The following is a 12,929-nucleotide window of genomic DNA, read 5'->3' as shown; positions in this document are numbered from 1 at the left end:
TAAAAAGACATATATAAAACAACTTCGTCAAGAGCGTTGGGGATCAGTGTGACCGAAGCAAGGGCCGAAGGGCGATTGCAATATATCTTGCCGAAACGAATGCACGCATCTCATCTGTGCTCGGAACCGGGGCATAGGCTGGCGAAATGACGCTCCAGAAAAGAAAACTCGGCCGCACCGCGCTCAACCTCACCGAACTCGGCTTCGGCGCGGCGCCCATCGGCAATCTCTATCGCGCCCTGCCCGACGCGGAAGTCGATGCACTGCTGGAGCGCGCGTGGGAAGCGGGCATGCGCTATTTCGACACCGCGCCGCTTTATGGCTTCGGCCTCAGCGAGCAACGCCTCGGGCGTTTCCTGCAGACAAAGCCGCGCGATCAATTCGTCATCTCGACGAAGGTCGGCCGCCTGCTGAAGCCCAATGCTGGCTGGCACGAGCAACGCGCCGCCTTCATCGACGCCGCGCCCTTCGAGCCCGTCTATGACTATTCCCATGACGGCGTGATGCGGTCGGTCGAGGAAAGCCTCGTGCGCCTCGGCCTCGACTCTATCGACATTGCGCTGATGCATGACATCGGCGCGGCGACGCATGGCGCGGCCCATGGCGAATTGATGAAGATCGCCATGGAAGGCGGCTACAAGGCGCTGGACAGGCTCCGCAGCGAAGGCCGCGTCGGCGCCATCGGCATCGGCGCCAATGAATGGCAGGTCTGCGCCGAGGCGATGGATCACGGGCAATGGGACGCGTTCCTGCTTGCCGGACGCTACACGCTTCTGGAGCAGGAACCGCTCGACAAATTTTTCCCTCTTTGCGCCAAAGCGGGCGTCGGCATCATCATCGGCGGCGCTTTCAACTCCGGCATTCTGGCGACCGGCCCCGTCGAAGGCGCGCATTTCAACTATGGCGACGTGCCGCCCGAAGTGATGGCGCGCGTGCGCCGCCTCGATGCCGTCTGCAAGGTGCATGGCGTGCCGCTTCCCGCCGCCGCATTGCAATTCCCGCTCGCCCATCCTCTCGTCGCGACCGTCATTCCGGGCGTCGCCAAAGAGGCGGAGCTAACAAGCGCATTGAACTGGGCGGCCCAATCCATTCCACCCGCGCTCTGGTCCGACCTCAAGAGCGAAGGCCTGCTTCACCGCGACGCGCCGGTGCCCGCATGAAGATCGATGCACATCAACATTTCTGGCGGCTCTCGAACGGCTTCTACGATTGGCTGACGCCGGAGCTTGCCGCGATCTATTCCGATTTCGAGCCGTCGCATCTTGAGCCGCTTCTCGCATCGGCAGGCATCAACGGCACGGTCGTCGTTCAAGCCGCCGCCGATCCCCGCGAGACGGAATTTCTTCTGAGCCTTGCGGAAAGACACGCCCTCATCAAAGGCGTCGTCGGCTGGATCGACATGGAAACGAAAAGCGGCATCGCAACGCTTCGCGATTTTGCGCGCGATCCCATCTTCAAGGGCATCCGCCCGATGATCCAGGACATCGAACCCGCAGACTGGATGCTGCGGCCGCAACTCGACGCGGCCTATCGCGCATTGATCGAGCTTGGTCTCAGCTTCGACGCGCTCGTAAAGCCGCCGCATCTCGACGCGCTCCACATACTCGCGACACGCTACCCCCAATTGCCCATCGTCATCGACCACGGCGCGAAGCCTCAAATACGCGACGGGCTCGGCAGCTTCGATCGCTGGGCGCAGCAGATCGCGCGCCTCGCTGTGCTTCCGAATGTTCATTGCAAATTGTCCGGGCTTTTGACCGAAGCAAGGCCCGGCGCAACGCTTGCCGATCTGTCGCCTTACCTCGATCATCTGCACAGTGCCTTCGGCGCGTCGCGTCTCATGTGGGGCAGCGACTGGCCCGTGCTGCTGCTTGAAAGCACCTATGGCGACTGGAACGCCATGTTCGGCGCATGGCTCGGATCGAAACCGGCCAGCGAATGTGCTGATATGCTCGGCGGCACCGCGACGCGTTTTTATCGGCTGGAGCAGGCATAGCCATGGCATTGATCGACCGCGTCGAGATCATGATGGTGCCGCTCGCCCCGAAGACGAAGCGCACCGATGCGATTCAGAGTTTCGTCTGTCAAGAAACGATCATTGCGCGTATCCATGATGCGGACGGCGCGATCGGCACCGGCTATGCCTATACGATCGGCACAGGCGGCTCGTCCGTCATGCGCCTTCTCGCCGATCATCTTGCCCCCCGCCTCATCGGGCGCGAGGCAGACGAGATCGAGCACATCTGGACGGACCTCAAGTTCCAGACCCATGCCACCACGGTCGGCGCGATCACATCGCTCGCGCTTGCCGCCATCGACACCGCCCTCTGGGATTTGCGTGCGCGCCGCGTCGGCCTGCCGCTCTGGAAGCTCGCAGGCGGCGCGAAAGATCGCGCGCCGCTCTATACGACCGAAGGCGGCTGGCTGCATCTCTCCACGCAGGAATTGGTCGACGATGCGCTTGAGGCCAAACGCCTCGGCTTTGGCGGCGCGAAGATCAAGATCGGCAAATGCCAAGTGCGCGAGGACGTGTCGCGTGTCGAAAAGCTGCGCGATGCCGTCGGCGAAGATTTTGAGATATTCACCGATTGCAATCAGGCCTTCACCGTCGATGAAGCCATCCGCCGCGCGCATATGCTGGAGCCGTTCGGCCTTGGCTGGATCGAGGAGCCGCTGCCCGCCGATGATCTCGACGGGCACATCCGCCTCAACCGCTCGACCAGCGTGCCGATTGCGGTTGGCGAATCCATCTACTCGCTCCGGCACTTTCGCGAATATATGCAGAAGGGTGCCTGCTCCATCGTTCAGGTCGATGCCGCGCGCATCGGCGGCATCACGCCCTGGCTCAAGGTTGCGCATGTGGCTGAAGCCTTCAACATGCCGGTTTGCCCGCACTTCCTGATGGAGCTGCATGTCTCGCTCACCTGCGCCGTGCCGAACGGACGCTGGGTCGAATATATTCCCCAGCTCGACGAGATCACGACCTCGCGCCTTCAAATCGAAAACGGTTTCGCCGTCGCGCCCTCCGCAGCCGGGCTTGGCATCGATTGGGATTGGGACGCGATCAATGCGCGCAGCGTCGAGACGCTCGCCATCGCAAAGGGAGATGCCTGATGCAGAGAATGGGCATGGTGATCGGCGTGAAGCCGGAAAAGCTCGCGGAATATAAACGCCTTCATGCCGCCGCATGGCCGGAAGTGCTCGAGATGATCCGCGCCTGCAACATCACCAATTACACGATCTTCCTGCGCGAGCCGGAAAATCTTCTGTTCGGCTATTGGGAATATGTCGGCAACGATTTCGATGCCGACATGGCCCGCATGAAAGAGCATGAGCCGACACGCCGCTGGTGGCAATTGACCGACCCTTGCCAGGAGCCTTTGCCCACGCGCGCCGCAGGCGAGCAATGGGCGGCCATGGAAAACGTATTTCATACCGATTGAAGGAGCGAGCGATGACGGGAAGGCTGGCGGGCAAGACCGCGCTGGTAACAGCGGCGGCGCAAGGCATGGGCCGCGCAACGGCGGAGGCCTTCATGCGTGAAGGCGCGCGCGTCATCGCGACCGATATCGACGAGAAGGCGCTTGCGACACTCGAAGGCGCGGACAGGCGGCGTCTCGACGTGACCGACCGCGAGGCGATTGAAAAGCTCGCAAGCGAACTCGACGCCATCGACATTCTTTTCAACTGCGCGGGCTTCGTTCATCACGGCACGATCCTCGACTGCACGGAAAAGGATTGGGATTTCTCGATGAACCTCAATGTCCGGTCCATGTACCGGATGATCCAGTCGTTCCTGCCTGCAATGATCGACGCGGGTGGCGGCTCCATCATCAACATGTCGTCGGTCGCATCTTCCGTCATCGCCGCGCCGAACCGCTTCGCCTATGGCGTCACGAAAGCCGCCGTGATCGGCCTCACGCGCTCCGTCGCCGCCGACTTCGTGACCAAAGGCATACGCTGCAATGCGATCTGCCCCGGCACCGTCGAAACGCCGTCGCTTGACGGGCGCATGCGCGCGCAAGGCGATTATGAAACGGCACGCGCCGCCTTCATCGCGCGCCAGCCCATCGGCCGCATCGGCAAGCCGGAAGAGGTTGCCGAGCTCATCGTCTATCTCGCCAGCGACGCGGCAGGCTTCATGACGGGCAGCATCGTCACCATCGACGGCGGTTGGAGCAACACATGAAACTCTTGCGTTATGGACCTGTCGGCGCGGAAAAGCCGGGGCTGCTCGATGCGAGCGGAAAGATCCGCGATCTCTCCGCGCATGTTGCAGACATCAACGGCACGACGATCACGCCCGAAAAACTTGCAGAGCTGAAAAAGATCGATCCGGCGACCCTGCCGCTCGTGCCCGGCTCGCCGCGCATCGGCCCTTGCGTCGGCGGCGTCGGCAAATTCATCTGCGTCGGCCTCAACTATGCCGACCATGCAGCGGAATCCGGCATGGAAGTGCCATCGGAGCCCGTTCTCTTCTTCAAGGCGACCAGCGCGATTTGCGGGCCTGACGACGATGTCATCATTCCGCATGGCTCGACCAAGGCCGACTGGGAAGTCGAACTCGGCGTCGTCATCGGCAAGGAAGCTCGCTACGTCAACGAAGCCGATGCGATGGACCACATCGCAGGCTATTGCGTCATCAACGATCTGTCGGAACGCGCCTTTCAGATGGAGCGCGGTGGCCAATGGGTGAAGGGCAAGAGCGCCGACACATTCGGCCCCATCGGCCCCTGGCTCGTCACGCGCGACGAGGTTGCCGATCCCCAGCAGCTCGACCTCTGGCTCGAAGTCGACGGGCATCGCTATCAGAACGGCAATACGCGCACGATGATCTTCAACGTGCCTTTCATCGTCGCCTATATTTCGCAATTCATGAGCCTGCAGCCCGGCGACATCATTTCCACGGGCACGCCGCCCGGCGTCGGCCTCGGCATCAAGCCCGTGCCTGTCTATCTGAAAACCGGACAGACCATGCGCCTCGGCATTCAAGGTCTCGGCGAACAAAACCAGCGCACGATCGCCGCCACCGGCACAGGCTCAACCTTTCTGCCGCGCTGACCGTTCTAGCGGCCCCCGTCCTCCATGGGCTATTTCCTGCGAGCACAAAGCCCGGCACGCTCGGGCGCTTTCGCATAGTCACCCTTGGCGGCAAGATGAAAAATATAGGGCGCTTTTATATCGGCGGCGGATGGGTCGACGCATCCGCCCGCCCCGCCCGGCCGCTCTTCAATCCCGCGACCGATATGCCCTATGGCGAAGTCGCCATGGGAACGGCGGATGATGTGAACCTCGCGGTCGCCGCCGCGAGGAATGCCTTCCCCACATTTTCGATAACCACCATTGCGGAGCGGCTTTCGCTGCTTCAGCGCATCCTTGCCGTCTACCGGCGTCGTTACGAAGACTTCGTCGCTGCCATCACGGAGGAAATGGGCGCGCCCGTCACCCTGTCGCGCAACGCGCAGGCGGCGGCAGGCATCGATCATCTGGAAGCGACGATTGCCGCGCTGAAAGATTTCGACGTCGTTCAGCGGATCGGCAATGCCGAAATTCATCGCGAGCCCATGGGCGTCTGCGCGCTCATCACGCCCTGGAACTGGCCGATCAACCAGATCGTCTGCAAGGTCGCGCCCGCGCTTGCCGCCGGCTGCACGATGGTCCTGAAGCCCAGCGAGCTGACGCCGCAATCGGCCGAGCTTTTTGCCGAAGTGCTGCATGAGGCGGGCGTGCCGCCCGGCGTCTTCAACATGGTGCATGGCGACGGGCCCGGCGTCGGCGCGGCGCTCTCATCCCACCCCGATGTCGATATGGTCTCCTTCACCGGCTCGACCGCCGCAGGCGTCAGCGTCGCCATCAATGCCGCGCCGGGGATCAAGCGCGTCGCGCAGGAGCTTGGCGGCAAGTCGGCCAATATTCTGCTCGACGATACGGATTTTGAAAACGCCGTGCCGCAAGCCCTTCTCGCCTGCATGGAAAATAGCGGCCAGTCCTGCAACGCACCGACGCGTCTGCTGGTGCCCGCCTCGCGCCATGACGAAGTGCTCAGCCTTGCGGCGTCGGCCGCCCGCGCGATCCGCGTCGGCGATCCGCAGGACGAGGCAACCGATATGGGCCCCGTCGTCTCGAAGGTGCATTACGAAAAGGTGCGCGGGTTTATCGAGACGGGGCGCGCGCAAGGCGCAGTGCTCGCCGCAGGCGGCAGCGCGCGCGTTACAGGCACAAACGGCTATTTCATCAGCCCGACCGTTTTCGGCAACGTCACCAGCGACATGGTGATTGCGCAGGAAGAAATCTTCGGCCCCGTCCTCGCCCTCATGCCTTATCGCGACGAGGAAGACGCCGTCGCTATTGCCAATGGCACGCGCTATGGCCTCTCCGCCTATGTCACCTCGCGCGATACGGACCGCGCCCTCAAACTCGCGCGCCGCTTGCGGGCGGGCATGGTTCACATCAATGGCGCAATGATCGGTGCCGAGGTGCCCTTCGGCGGCTATCGTCAATCCGGCAATGGCCGCGAGGGCGGACGTTTCGGCATCGAGGAATTCACCGAGATCAAAGCCGTCCTGCTTCCATGACGCGCACAATGCTCAAAAGGAAAATGCCATGACCGGCAAACGCGACCTCGCCTATCTCTCCGCCACCGCGCAGGTGCGCCTCTTCAAGTCACGCGCTTTGTCGCCGGTCGAGGTGCTGGAGGCGCAACTCGCTCGCGCCGAAGAGGTCGAGCCGAAGATCAACGCCTTTGCCTGGCGCTTCTACGACGAGGCGCGCAAAGCCGCAAAGCAGGCCGAAGCGCGTTACGGACGCGGCGAAGCCCGCGCGCTTGAAGGCGTCACGCTCGCCGTCAAGGACGACACCGATGTCGAAGGCAAGGTAACGGCGTCAGGCTCAAAGCTCTTCATGGATTATGTGGCGCCCTCCACGCACCCCATGGTGCAACGTCTGGTGGATGCCGGCGCAATCATCCACGCGAAAACGGCCGTTCCCGAATTCTGCCTGATGGGCGTCACAAGGTCCGCGCAGTTCGGCGTCACGCGCAATCCGTGGAACCTCGAATTCACGCCTTCCGGCTCGTCGGGCGGTTCGGGCGCGGCGCTGGCCGCTGGCACGACGACACTCGCAACGGGCAGCGATTCCGGCGGCTCGATCCGCCTGCCCGCAAGCGTCAACGGCATCTATGGTTTCAAGGCGCCGTTCGGCCGCTTCCCCACCGTCGCGCCCTGGGGTGTCGTTCCGCAATCGGTCTATGGCCCCATGGCGCGCAGCATGGGCGATCTCGCAACCATGTACGATCTGTCGAACGGCCCCGCGCCTTACGATCACACGGCATTGCCGAAGCACACCTTGCCCGCACCGCTGCCGAGCGTCGCTGGAATGCGCATCGCCTATAGCCCAGATCTCGGCTTTGCGCAGGTCGATCCGGAAGTGCGCGCCAATACGGAGCGCGCGCTGAAGCATTTCGAAAGTCTTGGTGCACATGTCGAGCAGGTCGCGCTGAACTGGACGCCGGAAAAAGTACTGACGGCATTTCACGGCATCATGCTGACGGGATATTGGCGCACCTTCCTCGAAACCGCCGAGGCCATGGCAACAGCGCCCGACGATATTTCCGATCACTCCCGCAACATGCTCGCCAAGGCGCGCCAGCTTCCGCCCGATGCGATGGAAACGGGCGCGGCCCTTCTCGCCGAAATGAACCGCGACATAGACGCGATCTACAGCGCGGGCTTTGACGCCATCATCTGCCCGACAACGGGCCTGCCTTCCGTCTCCGCCGTCAACGAACCGCTGAGAGACAGAACGCTCATCAATGGCGTCGAAGTCGATGGAATGACCGGCTGGTGGCTGACGCATCCCTTCAACCTGCTTTATCTGCATCCGATCGTCGTTGCGCAAACCGGTCGTGCGGCAAGCAATATTCCGACATCGATCCAGATCATCGCCAATCGTTATGACGATGCGACGGCCTTCGCGCTCGCCACCGCCTATGAGCGCGTCGCGCCGCCGCTCTTTGCTGGCGACGCCTTTCCCGATTTTCGCGGCAAGGTCTGATCGATCGGGCTGACGCGCCTCAGGCTTATTCCGTACGAATGCCGTCGCGCGTCAGTTCATCGGCCGTGTCGTAGATCGCATCGCGCAGCACATCGCCGATAAACTCGATCTCGTCCAGCGTCAGCGTCAACGGTGGCGACAGGACGTTGAGGTGCGCGAGCGGCCGCACGAGCAGCCCGCGCTTCTGGCAATGACGCCAGATGCGCTTGCCGATGCGTACATCGTCGGCGAACAATTCCTTGCGGGTCTTGTTCGCTACATATTCGATGCACATCATGAAGCGGCTACCTCGCACATCGCCGACAAGCGGCAAGCCCACAAGCTCCTTCAGCTTCTCCTCAAAGCGCGGCCCGTTTTCGCGGACGCGCTCGCAAAGCTTTTCGCGCTCGATGATTTCAATGTTCTTCAACGCCGCAGCGCAGGCGACCGCATGGCCTGAATAGGTGAAGCCCGTGTTGAAATAGGCGCCCGTCTTCTGGCTCAACACCGCATAGACGTCATCGGACAGTATGACCGCGCCAAGCGGCACATAGCCCGACGACAGGCCCTTCGCACTCGTGATGATGTCCGGCACGATGCCGAAGCGCGCTTCCGACGCAAAGAAATGCCCGAGCCGCCCGAAACCCGTGACGACCTCATCGGAAATATAGAGCAGCCCATATTTCCGGCACATAGCGAGCATGCGCTTGTGATAGCCCTCCGGCGGCACGATCACGCCGCCCGATCCCTGAATGGGTTCGGCTATGAAGCAGGCGACGTTTTCCGCGCCGAGTTCGAGAATCTTTTCTTCAAACTCCGCCACCAGCACTTCGAGAAATTCCGCCTCGCTCAAACCTTCCGGGCGACGATAGAGATTGGGCGCGCTGATGTGGTGAACGAACTCACGCTCGGCAAGCCATCCCTCGCTATAGCCCGGATCGCTGAGCGAGGCCGTCAGATAGGTGCTGCCGTGATAGGAATTGTGCCGCGAGATGACGTGGCGGCGCGAGGGTTGCCCGAGCCGGATGAAATAATGATGGACGAGGCGCACGGCGGAATCCGCCGCCGTCGAGCCGCCTGTCGTCAGCAGCACACGGTTCAGATTTCCCGGCGCGCGCTGCGCCAGCGCCTCGACGAGCGAGGCCATGGCAGGCGTCGTCAGATCGTCGAAGGGCGAGTAGTAGTCGAGCTGGCGCACCTGATCGGCGATGGCCTGCGCCATCTCCTCGCGGCCATGCCCGATATTGACGCACCACATGCCGCCAAGACCGTCGAGAAATTTCCGCCCATCCTCGCCGAAGACGTAATTGCCCTGTGCCTTGACGATGACGGTTCGTTCCGCCTTCTCCATGGCCGCCAGATCGGTGAAAGGATGAATATTGTGGCGACGATCGAGCGCGTCGACCCGTCCGCCTGTCGTCTTTGCAAGCACCATGACATTCCCCTGGAGGACCAGCTCGCCTCCATCGTCAAGTATGGGGAAACCGCGCCTGCGGGGTATGTCCTTGTTAGGACAGCGAAGGCGGCTCTGTCCTATCTAGGCCATACCGCGTCATGGTCCCTGCCCTTAGCCTTCCACATGCACGCAAAGGCGTTTCGCGCCGCATGGGGGGCAAGAATGAGCATCGCCGAGGATCTGCCGGAGAGCGGCGCATCTGCGCCGGAAACCCTGCCCGCGAGCTGGTACTGGCAGCCCGAGGCATGGGCAATCGAGCGCAAGGAAATCTGGGCGAAGAGCTGGGTGCTTGTCGGCATGGCATCGCAATTCGCCGCCACAGGTGATTACGTATCGGCGGCCATCGCCGGTCTTCCGGTCTTTGCGATCAAGGGCAAGGATGGCGAGATACGCGCCTTCCACAATATCTGTCGCCATCGTGCCGCGCCGCTGGTGCAGGAATGCGCCGGCCATATCGACCGCATCTCCTGCCCCTATCATCGCTGGCTCTATGATTTCGAGGGGCGGCTGCATGGCGCGCCGACCATGGATATCGACAAGAGCCAGTACGGGCTTTTCCCGGCGCGCTGCGAGGTCTGGCGCGGCTTCGTCTTCGTCAATCTCGACGAGAATGCCGTGCCCGTCTCGACATGGCTTCAGGATCTCGCCGACGCAGCGCTGCGCCACCCTATCGAGAAAATGTTTCTCGGGCGGCAGTTCACCGTCGAAGCCGACATCAACTGGAAAACCTATTGCGACAATTATGCCGAAGCCTGGCACATCCCGACGATCCATCCGGGCCTCAACAGCGCCGTCGACATGCAGACCTATCGCATCGACACCATCGGCGACACGCTGCAAAGCCATTCGGTCGATGCGCGCGACGGCGGCAAGACCGACGGTCTGTGGGTCTGGCGTTTCCCCGGCCTGTTTTTCAACATGTACAATTGGGGCATGAATATCGGTCAGGTCGAACCGCTGGGCCCGACGAAAATGCGGCTCACCTATCGCTATCTCTTCAACGAGCTCGATCCGTCAAAAGAGAAAGAGCGCGATGAGCTGATCGAGTGGGCCTATATGGTCGCAAAGGAAGACATCGCGATCTGCAATGGCGTCCAGGCCAATCTCCAGACCGGCATCTATGATCGCGGCCGCCTGTCACCCGTCCATGAGAACGGCGTCATCCAGTTCCAGAACATGGTAGCGGCCGCCCATAAGCGCCATGCAGACGAACAATCGATCAGCCGATCCGGCGCTCAAGCCCTTCCCAATATGGCTTGCGGAGTTCCCCTTTGAGAATTTTACCCGCGCCGGAGAGCGGCAAGGGCTCGCTGCGAATTTCCGCCGAACGCGGACATTTATAGCCGGCGATAAGGGTCTTGCAATGGGCGATCAGATCGTCCGGCGTCGCTGACGCGCCACCCTTCAGCCGGACGATTGCGTGAACGCGCTCGCCCCATTTCTCGTCAGGCACGCCGATCACCGCGCATTCGGCAACGGCGGCATGGGCCGAAAGGGCGTTCTCCACCTCCGCCGAGAAAACATTTTCGCCGCCGGAGACGATCATGTCCTTCACGCGATCGACGAGATAGACGAAACCTTCATCGTCCATATATCCGGCATCGCCGGAGCGCAACCAGCCATCGACGATAGTCTGGCGCGTCAGCTCCGGCTGGTTCCAGTAGCCGAGCATCGCGCCGGGGCTGCGCACCGTGATCTCGCCGACCTGCCCATATGCACATTCCTTCATCGCCTCGTCGACGATCTTCACTTCCACGCCGAAAATGGCGCGGCCCGCCGAACGCAGCCAGGTCTTTCCATCGGCGCGCGCCTTATGAAACCTCGGTTCGAGAATCGTGGCGCAGGGCGACAGCTCCGTCTGTCCATAGGCCTGCAAGAATTCGGCATTCGGGAACATCGCCATCGCATCGCGCAACAGCGTCTCCGATATGGGCGAGGCGCCATATTTGATCTGCAGGACTGAGGTGAGGTCCGCCGGATGCGTCGCCAGATGATCGCGCAACATCCCGAACATCGTCGGCACAAGCACAAGCGCCGTCGCATGTGTCTCTTCTATGGCCTTCACAACGCTTTCGGGACTGAAGAAAGGCACGATGACATGCGTGCCGCCAACCATGGTGACACCGATGATCGCCGCCGCATCGGCCAGATGGAACATCGGCGGCGAATGCAGGAATATAGGATCGTCGCGATAGGGCACCATGGCATTGGCGCAGAGGAAATTCGAAATGAGACTTCGATGCGACAGCATCACGCCTTTCGAGCGCCCCGTCGTCCCGCCGGTATAAAAAAGCCCGGCAAGGTCGTCGCCCTCGCCGCAGCCATCCTCGACAGGCTCCGCATTCTCGATCAGCGCCTGTATGCCGACCGTTCCTTCAGGCGCGGCGCCGTCATCGATAAATATCGTCATGCGAAGATCGCAAGCCGCCGCAATCGGCGCGACGAGCCCCGCGAATGTTTTATCCACCAGCAGGAAACGCGCACCGCTGTCCTGCATGGCATGGATATGTTCCGGCACCGCCCAGCGCACATTGCCCGGCACGATGACGCCTCCGGCCCAGGCGACCGCGTAATAGGTTTCCAGATAATAGTCGCTGTTCATGGCGATCACGGCAACGCGATCGCCGCGCTGAAGCCCCAGCGCGAGGAGAGCTGACGCAAAGCGCGCGACCCTGTCTTTCACCTCAGCCCAGCTTCGCCGTCGCGCGCCGAAAATCGTCGCGACGCCATCGGGGTTGATTTGTGCCGAGCGGTGCAAGCCTTGCGTCAGATACATGGAACTCTCCTCCCAGAGAAAGCCGCCGCGTGAAGCCGATCTACATATTGAAGCCGCCACCGACAATCAGCACCTGGCCGCTCACATAGTTGCTTTCAGGAATGCAGAAGAGATAGACGGCGCCTGCGGCTTCCTCCGGCGTACCGGCACGGCCCAGCGGCACCATCATCGGCAACGTCTTGCGCATCTGGTCCCGCACGCCCACCTGAAGCTCGCGGCCGTCGATCGTGACCTTCGTGTCTTCCTTCTCCATCGCCTGCGTCAGGCGCGTTTCGATGAAGCCGTAAGCCACGCAATTGACGTTGACCTTGTAGCGCCCCCACTCCTTCGACATGGTCTTTGTGAGGCCGACCAGCGCCGCCTTGGCGGATGAATAATTCGCCTGTCCGGCATTACCGTTGGTGCCCGCCATCGACGAGATGTTGACGACCTTGCGGAAAACTTCGCGGCCCTCCTGCGCTTCCTTTTTCGCAAGCAAGCGGATCGGCTCTGCGGCCGCGCGCAGAATGCGGAAGGGCGCGACGAGATGAACGTCGAGCATCGTCTGGAACTGCTCGTCCGTCATCTTCTGGACGACGCTGTCCCATGTGTAACCGGCATTGTTGACGATGATGTCGAGCCCGCCGAATTTTTCTATCGCCGTGCCGACGAAGCGGTCGGCAAAGC

12 protein-coding genes are annotated in these 12,929 nt (G+C 61.9%); 9 read left to right on the top strand and 3 right to left on the bottom strand.

The features are described from left to right. Positions 1-146 precede the first annotated feature (146 nt). The 8 genes from WA943_RS10915 (at position 147) to WA943_RS10880 (ending at position 8,052) form a co-directional block, all read left to right on the top strand. On the top strand, positions 147-1,160 hold the full coding sequence (locus WA943_RS10915) for an aldo/keto reductase (protein WP_424469906.1): 1,014 nt from the start codon (positions 147-149) through the stop codon (positions 1,158-1,160). Continuing rightward, a complete protein-coding gene (locus tag WA943_RS10910; protein WP_424469905.1) occupies positions 1,157-1,996 on the top strand; it encodes an amidohydrolase family protein in 840 nt (279 codons plus the stop codon). The genes WA943_RS10915 and WA943_RS10910 overlap by 4 nt, the downstream gene beginning before the upstream one ends. Positions 1,997-1,998: 2 nt before the next feature. Continuing rightward, entirely contained in the window at positions 1,999-3,114 is a 1,116-nt protein-coding gene (locus WA943_RS10905; protein ID WP_424469904.1) for a mandelate racemase/muconate lactonizing enzyme family protein, read from the top strand. Further along, on the top strand, positions 3,114-3,443 hold the full coding sequence (locus WA943_RS10900; RefSeq protein WP_424469903.1) for an L-rhamnose mutarotase: 330 nt from the start codon (positions 3,114-3,116) through the stop codon (positions 3,441-3,443). The genes WA943_RS10905 and WA943_RS10900 overlap by 1 nt, the downstream gene beginning before the upstream one ends. A gap of 11 nt (positions 3,444-3,454) precedes the next feature. Continuing rightward, positions 3,455-4,189, top strand: coding sequence for an SDR family oxidoreductase (locus WA943_RS10895; RefSeq protein ID WP_424469902.1), 735 nt, complete (start codon positions 3,455-3,457; stop codon positions 4,187-4,189). Next, positions 4,186-5,061, top strand: a complete 876-nt coding sequence (locus tag WA943_RS10890; protein ID WP_424469901.1) for an ureidoglycolate lyase — start codon at positions 4,186-4,188, stop codon at positions 5,059-5,061. Before WA943_RS10895 ends, WA943_RS10890 begins: the two co-directional genes overlap by 4 nt. A 95-nt stretch (positions 5,062-5,156) precedes the next feature. Beyond that, positions 5,157-6,575: an aldehyde dehydrogenase family protein gene (locus WA943_RS10885; protein ID WP_424469900.1), complete on the top strand. Its 1,419-nt coding sequence runs from the start codon at positions 5,157-5,159 to the stop codon at positions 6,573-6,575. 28 nt (positions 6,576-6,603) lie between these two features. Continuing rightward, entirely contained in the window at positions 6,604-8,052 is a 1,449-nt protein-coding gene (locus WA943_RS10880) for an amidase (RefSeq protein WP_424469899.1), read from the top strand. A 25-nt stretch (positions 8,053-8,077) separates the two neighbouring features. Here WA943_RS10880 and WA943_RS10875 read toward each other — a convergent pair whose 3' ends face one another. Beyond that, positions 8,078-9,466: an aminotransferase gene (locus tag WA943_RS10875; RefSeq protein WP_424469898.1), complete on the bottom strand. Its 1,389-nt coding sequence runs from the start codon at positions 9,464-9,466 to the stop codon at positions 8,078-8,080. Positions 9,467-9,649: 183 nt separating this feature from the next. Between WA943_RS10875 and WA943_RS10870 the strand changes: the two genes are divergently transcribed. Beyond that, positions 9,650-10,762 carry an aromatic ring-hydroxylating oxygenase subunit alpha gene (locus tag WA943_RS10870; RefSeq protein ID WP_424469897.1) on the top strand — a complete coding sequence of 371 codons (1,113 nt, stop codon included), beginning with the start codon at positions 9,650-9,652 and terminating at the stop codon, positions 10,760-10,762. Here WA943_RS10870 and WA943_RS10865 read toward each other — a convergent pair. Further along, on the bottom strand, positions 10,707-12,263 hold the full coding sequence (locus tag WA943_RS10865; protein ID WP_424469896.1) for a long-chain-fatty-acid--CoA ligase: 1,557 nt from the start codon (positions 12,261-12,263) through the stop codon (positions 10,707-10,709). The genes WA943_RS10870 and WA943_RS10865 overlap by 56 nt on opposite strands. 40 nt (positions 12,264-12,303) lie before the next feature. Further along, positions 12,304-12,929 (bottom strand): SDR family NAD(P)-dependent oxidoreductase (locus tag WA943_RS10860; RefSeq protein ID WP_424469895.1); only part of this gene is annotated, 626 nt, incomplete at its 5' end.

The sequence above is a fragment of the Parvibaculum sp. genome (assembly GCF_049651025.1).
GTDB lineage: Bacteria > Pseudomonadota > Alphaproteobacteria > Parvibaculales > Parvibaculaceae > Parvibaculum.
This window is presented reverse-complemented; position numbering and strand designations above follow the sequence as displayed.